Consider the following 19349-nt stretch of genomic DNA (forward strand, 5'->3'; position numbering starts at 1 on the left):
TTTGAGCCAATCGGCGCTGGCTTCTTCTAGGTGAGAGGGTGGCCGCCCATAGGATCGGACGGCCACGACGCACTTATTTCTTCTTGATGTTTTCCCAGCGCTTGATCAGGTCGGCATGGGCGCCGATCCAGTCCTGAACGGCCTGGTCCATGGTCTTGCCGTCCTTGACTTCGCCGTTGATGGCCGTGATGTCGGCGATCGGCACATAGACGCTGGCCATGACTTCGCGGGCATGCGGGTTCTCTTCGGAAAAGCCCTTATGGCCGATCCAGTAGTAGCTCTGCGGCGGCGGGAAGACGCCCTTCGGATCCTTGAGGTACTTGACCTCGTACTTCTGGACCATCCAGGACGGCTCCCAGATCGTCACGGCGATCCACTCCTTACGGTCGTAGGCGGATTTCAGCGCCGCCGTCATCGCGGCCGTGCTGCCTTCGACAAGCTGGAGCTTGAGCCCGTAATCCTTGACCGCATTCGATGTGTCGCGCATCAGGCCGGCGCCCGGCTCGATGCCGATGATCTTGCCGCCGAACTTGTCGGGGTTTTCATTGAGCTGTTCCAGCGAGTCGATCGGCACATATTTGGGAACGGCGACGCCCTGATAGAGGCCGTGCGAAACCGGCGAGATCTTTTCGAGGCGGTTCTTGTTCTTGTCCCAGTAGTCCTGCGCGACATAGTCCGTCTGCGAGGTGAGCACTTGGATGTCGCCCTTGGCGAGGGCGGCATAGGCAATGCCCCACTCGGAGAATTCGGTGACCTTGACGGTATAGCCGGCGTCTTCGAGAACCTTCTTGGTGATGCCGGTGATCGGCGTGAGATCCTCCCACGACATCGTGCCCATGGTGATCGTCTTTTCTTCCGCGCGGGCCGGCAGAACACTGATCCCGATCATCGCAGCGGCGCAGAGCGCCTTCCACAAAATTTTCATTGTTGTTACTCCTGTTTTACGTTCCCATTGAAGTCTGCGAGCGGGCAGCTTCGTATTGCGTGACCCGAGGGATCATCCCTCGCGGCCTGCACGCAATTCCTGTAGGCGGATGACCGAGTTGACGCCGAGCCAGGCGATGGGCTCGGGAGGCAATCTCGTCGGTTCCGGCTGGTTTTTGTACGTGTCGAGCTCCGAACTCGCGGCGCCTGTCGCGAGGTCAGCCGCCATCATGCCGGCAAGTGTGCTCTTGACGGTGCCGAGACCATTCTCGCAACAGGCGGAAAACAGCCCCTCTTCGACCTCGCCGAAAGCCGGCACATGGTTCCGGCTGAGGCAGAGCGCGCCCGCCCAGCTATATTCCATCGGCAGGCTTTTCAGCTCGGGGAACCGAGCGTCGAACGAGCGCCGCTGCTCGGCGGCAATGCCGGCCACACGCTTTTCCGATACTTTGAGGCTGGGATCGTAGGTGAACCTCGTCCTGACGACGATCCTCGACAGGCCGTCCTTGGAGATCTTGCGCACAGTGGCGCCCATCGGGTCGGCCGGCAGCAGCGCCCAGCGATCGACGCCGGTGACATCGCCGCCAAATTCGTTCTGGGAAAAGGCCGATGTCATCGACGCATACGTGAAGATATGCATCAGCCGACCGCGGAAATGGCCGAAGCTTTCGATGTGGCCGTTCACGCCCAGTATGACCTTCGGCGATGAGACCGAGCCGCGCGGCGTCTTCGCCTTCCAGCTGCCCCCCTCCCGGGAAAGTTCCAGCACCGGCGAATTCTCGTGGATGACGACCTTCGAGGAAAGCCCGTGCGCCAAGCCGCGAATGTAACCGGCCGGCTGAATCATCACCGCGCCGGGCGTGTAGAGCCCTCCGAGGTAATAGCGCGAGCCGGTCATTTCCCGCATGTGATCGGCGTCGAAAACGCTATGCTCCTCACCGATCTTCTCGAGCGACTTCCGATAGTTGTCGTTAAGCGCGAGCCCGCGCGCGGAGGCGGCCGCATTCACCTTGCCCGCGGGGTCGAAGACCTCCTTGGACAGGCCGTATTCGGCCGCCACTTCGGATGCGAAGGAAATCGCCAGACGGTTCTGGCGGATCTCGTCCTTGGTTGCCGCCTCGCCCGCCACCGAATACTCGCCGGAGGAGAGGTTGTGCGGCACGTCGATCATGAAGCCGGAATTTCTCCCAGCCGGCCCCTTGGCAAGCTCGCCGGCATCCAGGACGACGATCTTGTCGCCAGGCCGCGCCTGCGAGAGACGGCGGGCCGCCGAGAGTCCGGCAAAGCCGGCGCCCACGATCAGCCAGTCCGCCAGTATGTCACGCTCAAGCGCCGTTGCGGGGAAGGCGCGTCCGCTGATCGCCTCCCATCCCGAAACGCCGGTATCGATCGGCAGGCGCTTGATGACGTGGCGGATCATCGGACCGTCTCGTCGACCGATCGTTCGGATACGTCGATCCAGATGGTCTTCAGCTCGCAGTAATTGTCGTGGGCGAAGACCGACTTGTCGCGGCCGCCGAAGCCGGACTCCTTGTAACCGCCAAACGGGGTGGTGGCGTCCCCTTCTCCAAAGCAGTTGACCGTGACGACACCGGCGCGGATCTCGCGCGAGAGCTTGATCGCATTCCGCAGGCTGCCGGTATAGACGGAGGCCGTCAGGCCGTAATTCGTATCATTGGCAAGGGCGATCGCCTCAGCGAGCGACTTGAAAGTGGTCACGGAGAGCACCGGCCCGAAGATTTCCTCCTGGAAGAGGCGGCTTGCAGGTGTCACACCCTCGACCACCGTCGGCTCGATGAAGATGCCGTTATAGGTTTCGCCGCCATGGGCAACGGAGAGCTTCTCCGTCTTGGCGTCGTCGAGGAAGGACTTCACCTTCTCGAAATGTGTCTTGCTGACGAGCGCGCCGATGCGGTTTTCGGGATCGAGCGGATCGCCCGTCTTCCATTCGCGCATATAGGCGCCGATGCGCTTCATCAATTCGTCCTTGATTCCGGACTGGACGATGAGACGCGAAGTGGCCGAGCAGTTCTCGCCCATGTTCCAGAAGGCGCCGTTGACAACCTGCTCGGCAACGAGGTCCAGGTCTTCGGCATCGTCGAGAACGACCGCGGGATTCTTGCCGCCGCATTCGAGCACGACTTTCTTGAGGTTCGAGTCCGCGGCATAACGCAGGAAGCGGCGGCCGGTGGGCGTCGAGCCGGTGAAGGCCACCATATCGACATCCTTGTGCAGGCCGATCGGTTCGCCGACGTCCTTGCCGTCGCCGGTCACAACGTTGAAGACACCCGCAGGAATACCCGCTTCATGGGCAAGCTCGGCGACACGCAGCGTCGTGAGCGTCGTTTCCTGTGCCGGTTTGACGATGACCGAGCAGCCGGCCGCAAGCGCCGGGCCGATCTTCCAGGCGAGCATCAGCAGCGGGAAATTCCACGGCAACACGCAGCCGACAACGCCGATCGGCTCACGCACAATCATCGTCAACGCGTTGGCGCCGACAGGGGCGGTGTTGTCATAGAGCTTGTCGATCAGTTCGGCATGCCAACGCAGCGTATGAATTGTATCGGGTACGTCGACCGTCTGGCATTCGCGGATCGGCTTGCCGCTGTCGAGACTCTCCATGACGGCGAGCTCGTGCCGGTTGCGCTCCAGGAGCTTGGCGAGCTTCAGCAGCACGTCCTTGCGCTCGCCCGGAGAGCGAAGCCGCCAGCGTCCGTCGTCAAATGCCTGCTTCGCCTTTTCGACGGCGAAATCGACGTCGCTTGAATCACAGGCGGCGATTTCGGCAAGGACCTCGCCCGTCGCAGGGTTTGTGGAGGTGAAGGTATTGCCGGAATTGGCCGGACGGAATGTGCCGTCAATGAAAGCATTCGTCGGAAGTTGAAGACCGGCGGCGATCGCCTTGTATTCGGCTGCGGTCAATGGCTCATGCATGATTGGCTCCCGACGTGATCTGGCCGACCGTGCGCTTCAACGTGGAAACGACGGTCTGAAGGGTTCTTTTCTCTTCGGAGTTCAGTCCGCGCAGCGGCGACCGCACGGGGCCGGCTTTCAGGCCGATGATCTCGCAGCCGTGTTTGATCGACTGGACGAACTTGCCGCATTCGAGGAAATCCATCAGGGGCAGCATCGCGCTCATGATCGCCCGGCCCTTGTCGAAGTTCTTCTCGACGACGCAGGCCTCATAGAGGGCGACATGCTCGCGCGGCAGGAAATTGGAGCCGGCGCAGACCCAGCTTTTCGCGCCCCATGCGAAGAATTCGAGCGCCTGGTCGTCCCAGCCGCACGAGAGCGAGATGTGCGGGAATTTCCGGGCCAGCAGGTGAAGATTGCTCATGTCGCCGGAGCTTTCCTTGATGGCGACGACGTTCTTCGACTTGCCGACGCGGGAAAAATACTCATCGCCCATCACCACACCCATGCGGGCAGGGTAGTTGTAGAGCATGATCGGCAGGTTGGCGGCGCGATCGACGGTCAGCGCATGGACTGCGTTCTCGCGTTCGGTCGGCAATGCGTATGGCGGCGACGACACGAGGATCGCGTCCGCACCAATTTCCTTCGCAGCCTTGGCATATTCGACCGAATCTTCGGTCCGCGTGGCGCCTGTGCCAATGATGAGCGGCAGCCGCGTCCCGATGACTTCCTTCGCATAGGCCGCGAGCTCGTAACGTTCCTGGCTGCTCTGGGCGTAGTATTCGCCCGTCGAACCGCCGACAATAATGCCGTGGACGCCGGCCTCAATCAGCGACTCGAGCACGGCAGCGAATGCCGGCCGGTCGATCTGCCCATCCTGATCGAGCGGCGTCACGGCCGGTGTATAGATCCCCTCAAATTTCACGATGACTTCTCCAAGAATTGCGTGGCCGGACCGCCGAGATGGGCATCCGCCTTAAGGCCTGGCGGGGCGATGAACATCTCCATGTTCTCGCGAGACAGTTCCCAGTGTTCGAAGACGAGGTCGACCACGGCGCTCTCGTCGTGAGCACCGAGAGCCTCGATGAAGCCGTCATGATGGTCGACGGCAATTTGCAGCCGCCGCCGCATGTCATCGTTTCTCGGGCGGAAGAAGGTGTGGCCGATGCGTGCGTGGTCGATGAGCAGCCGGCCGAGGCTCGGCTGCAGATAGTCATTGCCCGACATCTCACCGAAAATTTCATGAAAGCGATTGTTCTCCAGAACCATCGCCAGCGGGTCCCTAGTCTCGCTGGCGGCCCGGAACCGTTCCTGGGTCTGCCTCAGATCGACAAGCTGCGCGGGCTTGAAGTTCTGCACGGCGAGACGGCCGATCGCCGCATAGATCATCGGCGCGACAAGGAAGAAATTGCGCAGCGTGGAGTGGTTCATCGGAATGACCCGCGCACCCCTGTTCTCGCGGATGTCGATATAGCCCTCGCCGGCAAGGCGACGGAATATGTCCCGCACCGGGGTGCGCGACAGCCCGTACTTCTCGCTCAGACTGACCTCGTCGAGATCAGCGTCCGGATCCAGCTCCATCGTCAGAATCTGGCGTTTCAGGTCTTCGTAGAGATTGCTCTTGGGTGTCTTCGCCATCGTCGATCTCCGGTCGCTTGTTGCTCTACGCCGGGGAAGATGACACGCCGCCCGAACAAAGTCAATAATTGTGTACTCTATGTACACAGTAATAATTCCTCGATTACACAATTTGCAAAGAGCGTGTTCTGAGCGCGGGCGATGATCGGTGTCCCACGGCAAAGGAGACTGTTGCCGCCGATAGCGGGAGGCTTGATGCCGCTGCTTATTTTCGGAAGTGACGGGCATGGCAAAAGCTCCGCGGCGGCAGCCTTCGCGGAGTTCTTCTCATGGGTTGTCGTGGCAGGTGGGCTGGACTGGCTCAAGCCGAGGTCGATTACAGGACCTCAAGACGCCGGTCATCGCCGGAGGTTACGACATGCGGATGGCGGCTGCATTCGGGGAGCGCCTGTTCGGCGCCCCCCGAAGAATTAGGCGGCCAGGACGCCGCTCTTTTTGGCGGTCCAGGTGGCGATATAGTCCATCAGGCCAGGCGAAAGGCAATCATAAGGCTCGAGCCCCGACGCCTTCAGCTGCGCCCTGACCGCGTCCATCTTCGAAGGATCGAAGCCGCTTTCGATGATCGACGACACGAAGGCTGCGAAAGTCGGCTTTGCCCAGCCGCCCTCCTGGAAGCGCTCCGGGTGGACGAAGGACAACCCCTGGAAGGGATGTTCGCGCTCGACCGGTCCGTACATATGCACCCCGCACTCCCTGCAGGCGTGCCGCTGAATCAGGGCGGTGGAATCGACAACTGCGAGCTTGTCGCCGTTTTCCAGCACCTCGACGCTTTCGGTCGGCGCCACCGCCACGACCGAGAAGACGGCGCCTTTCGGCTTCCAGCACTTGGTGCAGCCGCAGACGTGGTTGTGGGCGATGTCACCCTTGACCCTCACCTTGACGGGATTGCTCGCGCAATTGCACACAAGCGTTCCGCCTGCGAAAGCAGCGTCAGTCGCTCGAAAGCCTGAATCCACTGCCGGATGTATGGCTATGCTGGTCATTGCTTCTCTCCTTCCCTCCCTGGCCGTTTGCGTTATGCCCGGCCGAGCTATGCAATTATTTTCCCAGCCTCTGCGCGTGCCAGCGCAGATGGTCCTCCATGAATGTCGAAATGAAGAAGTAGGAATGGCCGTAGCCTTCCTGCATGCGAAGCTTGAGGTTGATATCAGCCGCCTCGCAGGCTTGTCTCAGCTCGTCGGGGCGCAATCCATCCTCCAGGAAGCTATCCGCCGTTCCCTGGTCGACGAACAGTTCGGGGAAACGATGACCGTCCTCGATCAGCGAGCAGGCGTCATAGGCCCGCCAGGTCGCCTCGTCGGCCCCGAGATATTTCCGGAAGGCCGGCTTCGACCAGCCGGAAACCGAGGGATGGCTGATCGGTGCGAAGGCCGAACAGCTGCGGAAGCGATCCGGGTTCTTGAGCGCGATCGTGATCGCGCCATGTCCACCCATCGAGTGACCGAATATCCCCTGGCGATCCATGTCGACCGGAAACTCCGCAGCAAGGAGCCGCGGCAGCTCGTCGACGATATAGCTGTACATGCGGTAATTGGCCGAATAGGGCGGCTCGGTGGCGTCGACATAAAAGCCCGCACCCTTGCCGAACTGCCAGTTGTCGGCCTCATCGGGAACGTGGTCCCCGCGGGGGCTGGTATCCGGGCAGACGATGACCAGACCGAGTTCGGCGGCAAGCCGCCGATACTCGCCCTTGTCCATGACGTTGGCATGCGTGCATGTCAGGCCGGACAGATACCATAGAACCGGCAGCTTGCCGGCGGCAGCCTGCGGCGGCACGAACACCGCGAAGGTCATGTCGCAATCGCAGGTCTCGGAGCGTTCCACGTAGACGCCCTGAGTGCCGCCGTAAGACTTATCAGTCGCGATCGTTTTCATTCTTAGTAGACCACCACGCCGCGGATGCTTTCACCCCTGTGCATCAGGTCGAAGCCCTTGTTGATGTCTTCGAGCGGCATGGTGTGGGTGATCATCGGATCGATCTGGATCTTTCCCTGCATGTACCAGTCGACGATCTTCGGCACGTCGGTGCGGCCGCGCGCGCCGCCGAAGGCAGTGCCCATCCAGTTGCGGCCGGTCACCAGCTGGAACGGCCGTGTCGAGATTTCCTGGCCGGCGCCGGCCACGCCGATGATGACCGATTTGCCCCAGCCGCGATGCGAAGCTTCCAGCGCCTGGCGCATGACCTTGGTGTTGCCGGTGCAGTCGAAGGTGTAGTCGGCGCCGCCGATCAGGTCGCCGCCCCGCTTGGTCATGTTGACCAGATAGGGCACGATGTCGTCGCCGACCTCCTTCGGATTGACGAAATGCGTCATGCCGAACTTCTCGCCCCAGGCCTTGCGATCCGGGTTGATATCGACGCCGATGATCATGTCGGCGCCGGCAAGCCGCAGGCCCTGAATGACGTTCAGGCCAATGCCGCCGAGCCCGAAGACGATCGCCGTCGATCCGACCTCGACCTTGGCCGTGTTGATGACGGCGCCGATGCCTGTGGTGACGCCGCAGCCGATGTAGCAGACCTTGTCGAAGGGCGCGTCGGGGTTGATCTTGGCGAGCGCGATCTCCGGCAGCACCGTGTAATTGGCGAAGGTCGAGCAGCCCATATAGTGATGGATCTTGTCCTTGCCGATCGAGAAGCGCGAGGTGCCGTCAGGCATCACGCCCTGGCCCTGGGTGGCGCGGATGGCGGTGCAGAGATTGGTTTTGCGCGATGTGCAGGAATAACACTCGCGGCATTCCGGCGTGTAAAGCGGAATGACATGGTCGCCCTTCTTGACCGAGGTCACGCCCGGGCCGACATCGACGACGATGCCGGCGCCCTCATGGCCGAGGATGGCGGGGAACAGGCCTTCCGGATCGGCGCCCGACAGGGTGAAATCGTCGGTGTGGCAGATGCCCGTCGCCTTGACCTCCACCAGAACTTCGCCGGCCTTCGGCCCCTCCAGCTGCACGGTCATCACTTCAAGCGGTTTTCCAGCCTGAACGGCTACGGCGGCGCGAACGTCCATTTGATAATCCTTTCTATTAAATCAATTTCGATAGCGAGATATGCAGAGCTACGACCTAGACGTCGAAACGATCTGCTTCCGCCTCATCTTCGTTATCCCGGCTCGACCTGACACCAGACCGCGAGAAGCGGCTGGGCCGTACATCTTATCGCAAAAGATTGCCCCGCATCATTCGCGAAAACTGTTCCGGTCGCGGCGGAAAACCATTGGGAATCGTCGAGGCAGATTTCGCCCGGCGAAAGCAGAATGAAAGCACGCGGTTGCGTCTGAACATGATCGGGAAAGCGCGTGTAGCGATCCATATAGATCACGCCCACCCGGAGATCGGCCCGCTCCTCCAGGCCGCCCGGACCGATCAGGACGGCGTGGGAGTGGGTGTTGCCGAAGTTCAGGCTGGCAAAGGGGCCGGTCCGGCCACGTCTCCACAGCAGTTTGTCGGCGAGACTTTTGAACTGGCCGGCGATCGCCTCATATTTTCGTCCGGATTTTGCCAGATGGCCGATGGCGTCGTCCAGCCCTCCTGGCACGCCGGGAAGAGGGTCGCCCTCCGGCCGCACCTTGCCTGTCTTGAGCAGCCTCTGCAGCACCTTGCCGGCAACGAAACTGGCAACGGCGGGAGCCTCAGCCGACAGCATCAGTCCGCCGATATCGTTGAGGAATTCCTGCAGCGGCCGAGGACGCCTTTCCCTGCCGATGTCGTGCAGCCTGATATAGGCCGGCTTTTCCTCATCGTTCAGGAGAAGGTCGGCACCAGGTCTGATTGGACGTCCCACCGCGCGCGCCACGTTCGGTCTCCTCGCTCAGAGCGCCTTTTCCAATTCCGGCAGGGCGTCGAACAGATCGGCGACGAGGCCGTAGTCGGCAACCTGGAAGATCGGCGCCTCCTCGTCCTTGTTGATGGCGACGATCACCTTCGAATCCTTCATGCCGGCCAGATGCTGGATGGCGCCGGAGATGCCGCAGGCGATATAGAGATCGGGCGCCACCACCTTGCCGGTCTGGCCGACCTGCCAGTCGTTCGGGGCATAACCGGCATCGACGGCAGCACGGCTGGCGCCGACGGCAGCACCGAGCTTGTCGGCAACCGGCAGGATGACTTGCCTGAACTTCTCGGACGAGCCGAGCGCGCGGCCGCCCGAGATGATGACCTTGGCCGAGGTCAGTTCCGGACGTTCCGACGCCGACAGGGCATCGGAGACGAAACGCGACAGGCCCGGATCGGAGACGGCCGGGATCGCCTCGACCGTTGCCGAGCCGCCTTCCGCTGCCGAGGCAAAGGAAGCGGTGCGCACGGTGATCACCTTCTTGGCGTCGCTTGATTGCACCGTCTGAATGGCGTTGCCGGCATAGATCGGCCGCTTGAAGGTGTCGGCGGAGACGACTTCGATGATCTCCGAGACCTGGGCGACATCGAGCAGGGCTGCCACCCGCGGCAGCACCGTCTTGCCGACCGAGGTGGCGGCCGAGACGATCGTGTCATAGGAGCCGGCGAGCGAAACGATCAGCTCGGCCAGCGGTTCGGCGAGATTGTTGGCAAGCGCGTCGCTTTCGGCGAGCAGCACCTTGGAGACGCCGGAGAGTTTTGCCGCCTGATCGGCCGCAGCCCTGGCAGCCTTGCCGGCAGCCAGCACATGCACGTCGGAGCCGATCTGGCTTGCCGCCGTCAGCGCCTTGGCGGTCTGGTCGGAAAGGTGATTGCCGTCATGGTCGGCCAGAAGAAGAATGGTCATGATAGTTGCTCCTGTTCCAGCCCGATTACAGCACGCCGGCTTCGTTCTTCAGCTTGTCGACGAGTTCGGCGACCGACTTGACCTTGACGCCGGCCTTGCGGCCGGACGGCTCCTCGGTCTTCAGCACCTTCAGCCGCGGCGTCGTGTCGACGCCGAAGTCGGCAGGGCTCTTCTTGTCGAGCGGCTTCTTCTTCGCCTTCATGATGTTCGGCAGCGAGGCGTAACGCGGCTCGTTCAGTCTGAGGTCGGTGGTGATGACCGCCGGCAGCTTGATCTCGATCGTCTGCAGGCCGCCATCGACCTCGCGGGTGACCTGAGCCTTACCGTCACCGATCTCGATCTTCGAGGCAAAGGTCGCCTGGGCCGAGCCCAGCAATGCCGCCAGCATCTGGCCGGTCTGGTTCGAATCGTCGTCGATCGCCTGTTTGCCGACGATGATAAGGCTAGGCTGCTCGGCATTGGCGACCCCCTTAAGGATCTTGGCGACGGCGAGCGGCTCGACGGCGTCGTCGGTCTCGACTAGGATCGCCCGGTCGGCGCCCATGGCGAGCGCCGTGCGCAGCGTTTCCTCGGCCTTGGCCGGGCCGATCGACACCACCACCACTTCTTCCGCCTTGCCGGCTTCCTTCAATCTCAGCGCCTCTTCCACCGAGATCTCGTCGAACGGGTTCATCGACATCTTCACATTGGCAAGCTCGACACCCGTGCCATCCGGCTTCACCCGGATCTTCACGTTGTAGTCGACAACCCGCTTGACGGGCACGAGAATCTTCATGGCAAACCCCTATATCCAAAGCGCGTCGCTATCTTTCAGATTCGCTTTCTCTGCGCTTTAACTCTTTGTTTTTACGTAAGCCGTTGTCACAATTGCCGCACAGCTTTGCGCGACATGCTGTAGACAGCCGGCCGTCAATGCGACCGCTCGGCAAGCAACGCCCAGAAGGCGAAGAGCGGCGTCTCCACCGACCTCATGGCGTGTTTGATCCCGGGAATATTATAGAACGATCCGCCGATACCAGGCGAAAACCAGTTCCCCTCCCCCTGCTGGAACTCTCCCTTGGACAGCACGAGATAGACCTCCTCCGGCGCATGGTCGTGATCGGGATAGCGCACGTGAGGCGCCATCAATGTCACACCGAACCACAGGTCACTTCGCTCCTCCAATCCACCCGGCCCGACGATCATGGCATTGGCATGCCCATCAACGAAATTGTCGCTGGCCGTGGTGTGGTCATACTTTGTGCGGCGATGCCATTCAAGCATTGGCTCGATGCCTTTGAACCCCTCGATCAATCGCGCCAGCGAAGCATAGGACGTATCGACTGCGAGCGCCATATCGAGATGAGCGCAGACCGGCAACCGGCTTCCCTCTCCCGCGCGGGCAGTCCCCGGGCGCTCCAGCGCCGCGAAGAACTGCCCGATCGAGCGGCGGGCTTCTGGAGCCTCGGCGAACTGGTCGAAAGCGACCGAAGCGGCTTCCAGAAAATGCTGGAGGCTTTCGTTGCGCAAACTCATATCATCCCCTCCGGATCGGCCGGCAGGCGGCCGCTCTGACAATCATATATCCTTCGCGATGCGCAGACCGTCATAGACAGCGGCATGCGTGTTACGGGCAGCGACAGCGTCGCCGATCCGGAACAGCTGGAACTTGCCCTCGGGATTACGGATGACCGATTGCGGTTGCCCCTGGAGAAGCTGATCGTGCGAGACCTCGCCCAGATTTTTCGACTTGGGCTTCAGCTCGAAATAGAGTTCGTCGAGCGGGATGGTCCCGTGATTTACGACGATCTGGTCGTAGCTGTGCTGCCGGGCAATTCCGCCGTAGTCGCTACCGATATGGGCGACGAGCTGATTACCGCTCTTCTCGACGGCCTCCAGCCGATAGGTAACGGTGAAGGTCACGTCGTACTTTTGGAGCGAACGCATATAGGGCACCAGGTTCATGGCCATGACCTCCGGCGCGAAGGACCGGTCCGGCGTCATGATCTCGACCTTGGCACCTGATTTGGCGAGGAACTCCGCCGCCTGGAGACCGGCATGGTCGCCAGCGTCGTCGAAAACAAGCACGTTCGAACCGGGTTTCACATCGCCGGAGATGATGTCCCAAGACGAGACCACCAGTTCGTTGCCGCTGGTGAGCACCTCTGTATGGGGCAGGCCGCCAGTGGCGATGATGACGATATCAGGATTTTCGGCCTCGATCGTGTCGGCTTCCGCCCAGGTGTTGAAGTGGAAGGTGACGCCGTATTTCTCACACTGGCTCATGCGCCAGTCGATAATGCTGATCATTTCCCGGCGGCGTTCGCTTTGGGCGGTGAGGCGGATCTGACCGCCTGGATTGTTCCCCGCTTCGAAAACGGTCACTTGGTGGCCGCGCTCTCCCGCGACGCGCGCCGCCTCGAGCCCGGCCGGGCCGGCGCCGACGATGACGACCTTTTTTCTGACCTCGGCCTTTGCCGCGATATGCGGCATCGTCAGTTCGCGGCCCGTGGCGGCATTGTGGATGCAGTAGGCCGCCCCGCCCTGATAGATGCGATCGAGACAATAATTGGCGCCGACGCAGGGGCGGATATCCTCTTCCCGCTTCTCGATGATCTTGCGGACGATATGCGGGTCGGTCATGTGGGCGCGGGTCATGCCGACCATGTCGACTTTGCCGGCTGCAATCGCATGACGCGCCGTGGCGACGTCGGGAATCTTCGCCGCATGGAAGGTCGGGAAGTTGGTCGCGGCGCGGATTTCACCGGCAAAATCCAGGTGCGGCGAGTTCGCCATGCCCTGGATCGGGATGACGTCGGTCAAACCCGGATCGGTGTCGATGTGGCCGCGAATGACGTTCAGATAGTCGATAAGCCCGCTGTCGCGCAGCCGCTTGGAAATCTCTATGCCTTCGGCCTGCCCGTTGCCGCCGGGCAGACATTCGTCCGCCGTATAGCGCACGCCGAGGATGAATTCGTTCCCGACCCTCTCGCGGATCGCCCTGAACACGTCGAAACAGAAGCGCATGCGGTTCTCGAGCGCACCCCCATAGGGGCCGTCAAGTTCGTTGGTGAGCGGAGACGCGAACTGGTCAATCAGGTGGCCGTAGGCCTCCAGCTCGATTCCATCCATACCCCCGGCTTTCATCCGTTCGGCCGCATCGGCGAAATCCTTGATGATGCGCTCGATGTCCCAATCTTCCAGCTTCTTCGGAAAGGCGCGATGCGAAGCCTCGCGATGATGCGACGGGGCGACGACCGGCAGCCAGTCTCCCTTGTCCCAGCGCGTGCGCCGGCCGAGATGGGTGAGCTGGATCATGATCGCCGCCCCCTCTTCGTGCACGGCGTCAGTCATTTCCCTGATCCAGGGGACGATCTCGTCCTTATAGGCGAGCAAGTTGTTGAAGACGGGCGGACTGTCCCTTGAAACCGCGGCGGAGCCTGCCGTCATCGTCAAGGCCACCCCGCCCTTTGCCCGCTCTACCGTATAGGCCCGATACCTTTCCTTCGGCATGCCGTCCTCGGGATAGGCCGGCTCGTGCGAGGTTACGATGATGCGGTTGCGCAGCGTCAGATGCTTGAGCCGATAGGGTTGAAGTAGGGGATCGTTCGACATGGACCGTGGTTCCGGATTAAAACATCGAAGCAAACGCTAAGGGTAATGTACATATGTGTCAACATTGAAAACATGAAGGTCATTAATTTCGACACTAATGTACATTTTTCTTGTGCCAAGCCCCGGAAGTTGATAGGAGGTAATGCATGGACCAGGCTTTGAACGACACCGGCTGGCGCGGATCGCAGGAGGGATGGCTGGAGGCAGCTTACCAGTCATTGCTGGAATCCGGCGTGGATTCGGTGAAAATTCTCCCGCTCGCAAAGAAACTCAATCTCTCGCGAACGAGCTTCTACTGGTTCTTCAAGGATCGGGAGGAACTCTTGAGCGCGCTCGTGGCGCGGTGGCGCGAGAAAAACACCGGCAATATCGTCAAGCAGTCCGAAGCCTATGCGGAGTCGCTCGCAGAAGCGATGCTCAACGTTTTCGATTGCTGGCTGAACACCGACCTCTTCGACGCCAAATTCGAGTTTGCCGTGCGCAGTTGGGCCTTGCAGTCGGACGAACTTCTGGCCGAGGTCCAGCAGGCGGATCAGATCCGGCTGGAGGCGCTCAAACGCATGTTTATACGGTTCGGGTTACCAGAAACGACATCGGATGTCAGAGCGCGGACAACTTACCTCGTTCAGATCGGGTACATTTCCATGCAGTCGAAGGAGGAACTCGCCGTCCGCATGAAACGGATTCCCGAATATATTGCGATCTACACGGGCGAAGTGCCGCTGCAGAGGGAGCTCGACCGCTTCTTCGCGCGGCATGGCTATAGGCCCGGCTGAGGAAACCGAGATGAGCGTTTCCTTGAGGATTGGTATTGTTGGCGGTGGCGGCTGGCTGGGTGGAGCCATCGCCAGCGCGATCGTCGATTCCGGCCTGGTCGATCCTCGAAATCTCTGCCTCTCCTATCGCAGCCGGCAGCCCGACCGTTTCCCGGATTCTTTCTGGACCACCGACAGTCAGGAACTTGCCGACCGCTCGGATGTGATCCTTCTCTCCATCCGCCCGGACGACTGGCATCCGCTCGCCCTCGATGCTTCCGACAAGCTGGTGATTTCGGTCATGGCCGGCATTCGCCTGGACGCCCTTGCGGAGCGCCACAAGACAGGCCGCGTCGTCCGCGCCCTGCCGAATGCCGCTGCCGAAGTGGGGAAATCCTATACCCCCTGGATCGGCGCGAACGACATCACGAGAGATGATCGGGACGTCGTCCGCGCAATCTTCGAAACCTGCGGATCTGAGGACGAGGTCGCAAGGGAAAGCGACATCGATTATCTCACGGGCCTTTCCGGCTCCGGGCCGGCATTCCCGGCACTGCTCGCCGCCGCCATGATGCGCGACGCCGTCATCCGCGGCCTGCCTGCCGAGGTTGCGCGCCGCGCCGTCAATGCGGTGATATCAGGCGCCGGCCGGCTGCTGGAGCGCCGCAACGAATGTCCCGACGACATCGTCCAAACCTTTCTCGACTATCGCGGCACCACCGCGGCAGCCATAGAAGGCATGCGCGCCGCCGGGTTCGACGCTGCGGTGGGGGAAGGCCTATCGGCAGCATTCAAGAAATCGGTGGGTATGGGAGCTGTTTCCTGACGACCGTTGAGGGCGGGTACTGCGGCACCCCGCCTGGCCAGATCAGCCGCTAAATAGAGGGAACGAGAATGAAGAAACTACTTGCATCGACATGCTTGACGTTCGGCCTGATCGGCGGCGCGTCCTTCGCCGGCGCCGCCGAATGCGGCAGCGTCACCATCGCCAGCATGAACTGGCAGAGCGCCGAAGTTCTCTCCAACCTGGACAAGTTCATCCTGAACGAAGGTTACGGCTGCAGCGCCGACATCACCGTTGGCGACACCGTCCCGACGATCACCTCCATGGCCGAAAAGGGACAGCCCGATATTGCGCCCGAAGCATGGATCGACCTGCTTCCTGACGTCGTCAAGAAGGGCACGGAAGAAGGCCGCATCGTTCAGGTCGGCTCGCCGCTGCCGGACGGCGGCGTACAGGGCTGGTGGATTCCGAAATATCTCGCCGACGCCCATCCCGATATCAAAACGATCGGCGATGCGCTGAAGCATCCGGAACTCTTCCCAGATCCCGAAGATCCGAAGAAGGGCGCCATCGTCAACGGCCCGCAGGGCTGGGGCGGCACGGTCGTCACCTCGCAGCTCTACAAGGCGTTTGATGCCGAAAAGGCGGGCTTCACCCTTGTCGACACCGGCTCTGCCGCCGGTCTCGACGGTTCGATCGCCAAGGCTTACGAGCGCAAGGAAGGCTGGGTCGGCTATTACTGGGCGCCGACCGCGCTGCTCGGCAAGTATCAGATGGTCAAGCTCGAAGCCGGTGTGCCGGAGAATGCTGCCGAGTGGAAGCGCTGCATCACGGTTGCCGACTGCCCCGATCCGAAGCCGGCGGCATGGCCGGTCGATCACGTCGTGACTCTCGTTGCCAAGCCTTTCTCTGAAAAGGTCGGCCCCGAGGTCATGGACTACCTGAAGAAGCGTTCATGGAGCAACGATACGGTCAACAAGCTGATGGCCTGGATGACCGACAACCAGGCAACCGGCGAAGACGGCGCCAAACACTTCCTGGAAGAAAACAAGGACATCTGGACCAAGTGGGTCTCGCCCGAGGCAGCCAAGAAGATCGAAGCTGCTCTCTAAGCAAAAAAAATTGCGGTGCGCGAAAGCGCACCGCTTCTCACGCGCCGACAAAATCAAAAAGACTGCCGCGGCACTTTGACGAAAGGGGAACGAGATGGAATGGTTTTATAAATTCCCACACATGAACGATGACGCGCTTCGCAATCTGAAGAAAGCGATCGATGACGGCTTTCGCGGATTTACCCGCAGCTACGGCGACGGCATCGAAAGCCTCTTCGTCCCGCTGCAGCATTTCCTCATCGCTGCCGAGCGCTTCATGACGCAAACGCCGTGGCCGATCATTACCCTGATCATCCTCGTCATTGCCTGGTTTGCGAGCCGCAGCTTGAAGATCGTCCTCGGCTGTCTGGTGACGCTGATGCTGATCGGCTACTTCGACATGTGGGACGACACGATGCGGACGGTCTCGATGATCTTCGTCTGCACGGTTCTTTCCATCGCCATCGGTATCCCGATCGGCATCCTGATGGCCCGTTCCGACCGGCTGCAGCGCGTCGTCAATCCGATCCTCGACGTCATGCAGACCATGCCGAGCTTCGTCTACCTCATCCCCGTCGTCATGCTCTTGGGTATCGGCAAGGTGCCGGGCCTGATCGCCGTTGTCATCTACGCCATCCCGCCGATGATCCGCCTGACCGATCTCGGCATCCGGCTCGTTGACAAGGACGTGCTCGAGGCCGCAGATGCCTTCGGCACCTCCAGGTCGCAGAAGCTCTTCAAGGTGCAGCTGCCGCTGGCGCTTCCCACCATCATGGCCGGCATCAACCAGACGATCATGATGGCGCTCGCCATGGTGGTCATCGCTTCCATGATCGGCGTTCAGGGCCTCGGCCAGCCGGTGCTGAAGGCGATCGCCAACCAATACTTCACGCTGGGCATTTTCAACGGCCTTGCCATCGTCGGCATCGCAATCATCTTCGACCGGGTCAGCCAGGCATATGGCAAAAGGCTCCAGAAGCATCGGGAGACCGTCCATGGCTGAGCATCGTTTCGGCGGCATCAAAATCCGCAATCTCTACAAGATCTTCGGCCCCAATCCCACGGCTTATGTCGAAGCGGTGCAGAAGGGCCTGACGAAAGCCGAGCTAAACGCAAAACATGGGCACGTGCTGGGGCTCAGGGATATCAATGTCGAGATTCCCTCCGGCCGAATCCAGGTCATCATGGGCCTTTCCGGATCGGGCAAATCGACGCTCATCCGGCACATCAACCGGCTGATCGATCCGACATCGGGCGAAGTGCTGGTCGACGGCATCGATGTCGTGAAGATGAACGAGACCGAATTGCGGACGTTCCGGCGGCAGCAGACCGCCATGGTGTTCCAGAAGTTTGCGCTTCTGCCGCACCGCAACGTCCTCGACAACACCATTTTCGGTCTCGAAGTGCAGGGTATGGAGCGCGCGAAAGCCGTTGATGTCGCTATGCGCTGGATCGAGCGCGTCGGCCTGAAGGGCTTCGAACAAAAATACCCCAACCAGCTTTCCGGCGGCATGCAGCAGCGCGTCGGCCTGGCGCGGGCGCTCTCCAACGATGCCCCGGTTCTCTTGATGGACGAGGCCTATTCGGCTCTCGACCCCTTGATCCGCACGGATATGCAGACGGTCCTTCTCGATATTCAGAAAGAGATCAAGAAGACCATCGTCTTCATCACCCACGATCTCGACGAGGCTTTGCGCCTGGGCGACCAGATCGCGATCCTGCGCGACGGCGAGGTTATCCAGCAGGGCACCAGCCAAGATATCGTGCTGCGCCCTGCGGACGACTACATCGCCAACTTCGTCAAGGAGGTCAACCGAGGCCGGGTCATCCATGTCGAGGCCGTTATGACACCTCTGCACACCGTGGTGGCGCCGGGCGGTTTGACGATCGCATCGGGCACGACGGTGGAAGAGGCCCTCCGAATGCTGGCTTCGACACCGGACGATGATGCCAGGGTGGTTTCGCCTTCGGGGGAAACACTGGGCCTTGTCACCTTCCGCCAGCTCGCTGGCGCAATGGTGAATTCGCAGGAGGTGGCCTCCCGACACGATAACACCCTTTCGGTCGCGCTCTGAACCTCCGCAGGCGGCCTCTCCCGGCTGGCCGGCGAGATTAGCGCTCGGCGGTCGCCCGGCGAGGCCACAGGGTCATCCTAGCGTGAAGCATCGAACCGGCTTGGCGGCAATTTCCTGCTTGCCGGGATGCAGCCTCGCCAGGGGCAGATCCTCGACCTCATCGGCTAGTACGAGCGGCAACTGACAAAGCTCGGAGTCGACGTCAGGTTCAACTCCTATCGAATATCGAGACCGTCGGCGCCGATGCGCGATCCTGGCGACAGGCTCATATTCTCCCGAAACCGGCCTCCAAAGAAAGGCCTGCCATCCGTTGAGACGCTACCCGGCATCGAAAAGGGCAATCACGAGGCCGGTCATGGCGCGACAGGCAAGGCCGGCCGGCAAGTCCTCCTGCTGGACGAAGACGGCGGCTGGTGCGGCTGCGGAACCGCCTGGAAACCTGCCGAAGACGGGCATTCGGCGACAATACTCTCAGCGCACGACCGCCGACGTACCGCTGCGCCAGACCCTGAAGAGGCTGGGCTTCAAATGGCTCAGCATGGAGTGGCACCAAATGGCGTCAGTTTCTGGATCTCAATACCGGCGAACGCACCTTTGAGGAGGGCGACAGCTGGTGCTCGCCACGACCAACGCGGCGGCCAGCGCGCGGGGCGAGGAATTGCGCTCGTTAGGTATCGACGCCGTCGAGATCGGCGGCTGCGCTGCGCTTCGCCAAGGGCCGGCGAGTCGGACCTGGAGATCTGATTCCCGGCCCCGAAAAGCGGCGCGGAAAGCGTCAACCTGTACATATTGCGCAGGACCAGTCCAGACTGCGTCACGAAAAGCCGATTGACCGACAAT

General features: G+C 61.3%; 18 protein-coding genes. 5 read left to right on the forward strand and 13 right to left on the reverse strand.

Annotation, left to right across the window (positions count from 1 at the left end):
• Positions 1–73: 73 nt before the first annotated feature.
• The 13 genes from FHT70_RS01420 to FHT70_RS01480 form a co-directional block, all read right to left on the reverse strand.
• A complete protein-coding gene (locus FHT70_RS01420; protein ID WP_085781775.1) occupies positions 74–925 on the reverse strand; it encodes a glycine betaine ABC transporter substrate-binding protein in 852 nt (283 codons plus the stop codon).
• A gap of 72 nt (positions 926–997) precedes the next feature.
• Positions 998–2344, reverse strand: coding sequence for an FAD-binding oxidoreductase (locus tag FHT70_RS01425; protein WP_183698425.1), 1347 nt, complete (start codon positions 2342–2344; stop codon positions 998–1000).
• Positions 2341–3858, reverse strand: coding sequence for an aldehyde dehydrogenase (locus FHT70_RS01430; protein WP_183698426.1), 1518 nt, complete (start codon positions 3856–3858; stop codon positions 2341–2343). The genes FHT70_RS01425 and FHT70_RS01430 overlap by 4 nt, the downstream gene beginning before the upstream one ends.
• Positions 3851–4762 carry a dihydrodipicolinate synthase family protein gene (locus FHT70_RS01435; RefSeq protein ID WP_085781778.1) on the reverse strand — a complete coding sequence of 304 codons (912 nt, stop codon included), beginning with the start codon at positions 4760–4762 and terminating at the stop codon, positions 3851–3853. The genes FHT70_RS01430 and FHT70_RS01435 overlap by 8 nt, the downstream gene beginning before the upstream one ends.
• Entirely contained in the window at positions 4759–5475 is a 717-nt protein-coding gene (locus FHT70_RS01440) for a GntR family transcriptional regulator (protein ID WP_183698427.1), read from the reverse strand. Before FHT70_RS01440 ends, FHT70_RS01435 begins: the two co-directional genes overlap by 4 nt.
• Before the next feature lie 410 nt (positions 5476–5885).
• The gene (gene gfa / locus FHT70_RS01445) at positions 5886–6458 is read right to left on the reverse strand and encodes an S-(hydroxymethyl)glutathione synthase (RefSeq protein ID WP_183698428.1); all 573 of its coding nucleotides are present in this window, start codon (positions 6456–6458) and stop codon (positions 5886–5888) included.
• 55 nt (positions 6459–6513) lie between these two features.
• Entirely contained in the window at positions 6514–7350 is an 837-nt protein-coding gene (fghA, locus tag FHT70_RS01450) for an S-formylglutathione hydrolase (RefSeq protein WP_183698429.1), read from the reverse strand.
• Between the two features lie 2 nt (positions 7351–7352).
• Positions 7353–8480 carry an S-(hydroxymethyl)glutathione dehydrogenase/class III alcohol dehydrogenase gene (locus tag FHT70_RS01455; RefSeq protein WP_085778259.1) on the reverse strand — a complete coding sequence of 376 codons (1128 nt, stop codon included), beginning with the start codon at positions 8478–8480 and terminating at the stop codon, positions 7353–7355.
• A 92-nt stretch (positions 8481–8572) separates the two neighbouring features.
• Entirely contained in the window at positions 8573–9265 is a 693-nt protein-coding gene (locus FHT70_RS01460) for a dimethylsulfonioproprionate lyase family protein (protein ID WP_085781782.1), read from the reverse strand.
• Positions 9266–9280: 15 nt separating this feature from the next.
• Positions 9281–10210, reverse strand: coding sequence for an electron transfer flavoprotein subunit alpha/FixB family protein (locus tag FHT70_RS01465; protein ID WP_183698430.1), 930 nt, complete (start codon positions 10208–10210; stop codon positions 9281–9283).
• Between the two features lie 25 nt (positions 10211–10235).
• Positions 10236–10985, reverse strand: a complete 750-nt coding sequence (locus FHT70_RS01470; RefSeq protein ID WP_183698431.1) for an electron transfer flavoprotein subunit beta/FixA family protein — start codon at positions 10983–10985, stop codon at positions 10236–10238.
• Between the two features lie 134 nt (positions 10986–11119).
• Complete coding sequence (locus tag FHT70_RS01475; protein WP_085781784.1) at positions 11120–11725, reverse strand: dimethylsulfoniopropionate lyase; 606 nt, start codon at positions 11723–11725, stop codon at positions 11120–11122.
• A 42-nt stretch (positions 11726–11767) separates the two neighbouring features.
• A complete protein-coding gene (locus FHT70_RS01480; protein WP_183698432.1) occupies positions 11768–13804 on the reverse strand; it encodes an NADH:flavin oxidoreductase in 2037 nt (678 codons plus the stop codon).
• A 146-nt stretch (positions 13805–13950) separates the two neighbouring features.
• On the opposite strand from FHT70_RS01480, the gene FHT70_RS01485 reads away from it, so the two are divergent.
• The 5 genes from FHT70_RS01485 (at position 13951) to FHT70_RS01505 (ending at position 18509) form a co-directional block, all read left to right on the forward strand.
• A complete protein-coding gene (locus tag FHT70_RS01485) occupies positions 13951–14580 on the forward strand; it encodes a TetR/AcrR family transcriptional regulator (RefSeq protein WP_085781786.1) in 630 nt (209 codons plus the stop codon).
• A gap of 10 nt (positions 14581–14590) precedes the next feature.
• Positions 14591–15385, forward strand: coding sequence for a pyrroline-5-carboxylate reductase dimerization domain-containing protein (locus tag FHT70_RS01490; RefSeq protein ID WP_183698433.1), 795 nt, complete (start codon positions 14591–14593; stop codon positions 15383–15385).
• Between the two features lie 68 nt (positions 15386–15453).
• Positions 15454–16455 (forward strand): ABC transporter substrate-binding protein, encoded by a 1002-nt coding sequence (locus FHT70_RS01495; RefSeq protein WP_085781788.1) that lies wholly within the window; start codon positions 15454–15456, stop codon positions 16453–16455.
• A gap of 94 nt (positions 16456–16549) precedes the next feature.
• Complete coding sequence (locus FHT70_RS01500) at positions 16550–17437, forward strand: proline/glycine betaine ABC transporter permease (protein ID WP_097601207.1); 888 nt, start codon at positions 16550–16552, stop codon at positions 17435–17437.
• Positions 17430–18509: a glycine betaine/L-proline ABC transporter ATP-binding protein gene (locus FHT70_RS01505; RefSeq protein ID WP_085781790.1), complete on the forward strand. Its 1080-nt coding sequence runs from the start codon at positions 17430–17432 to the stop codon at positions 18507–18509. The genes FHT70_RS01500 and FHT70_RS01505 overlap by 8 nt, the downstream gene beginning before the upstream one ends.
• Positions 18510–19349 lie beyond the last annotated feature (840 nt).

Source organism: Rhizobium sp. BK049, from assembly GCF_014193135.1.
Classification (GTDB): Bacteria; Pseudomonadota; Alphaproteobacteria; order Rhizobiales; family Rhizobiaceae; genus Rhizobium.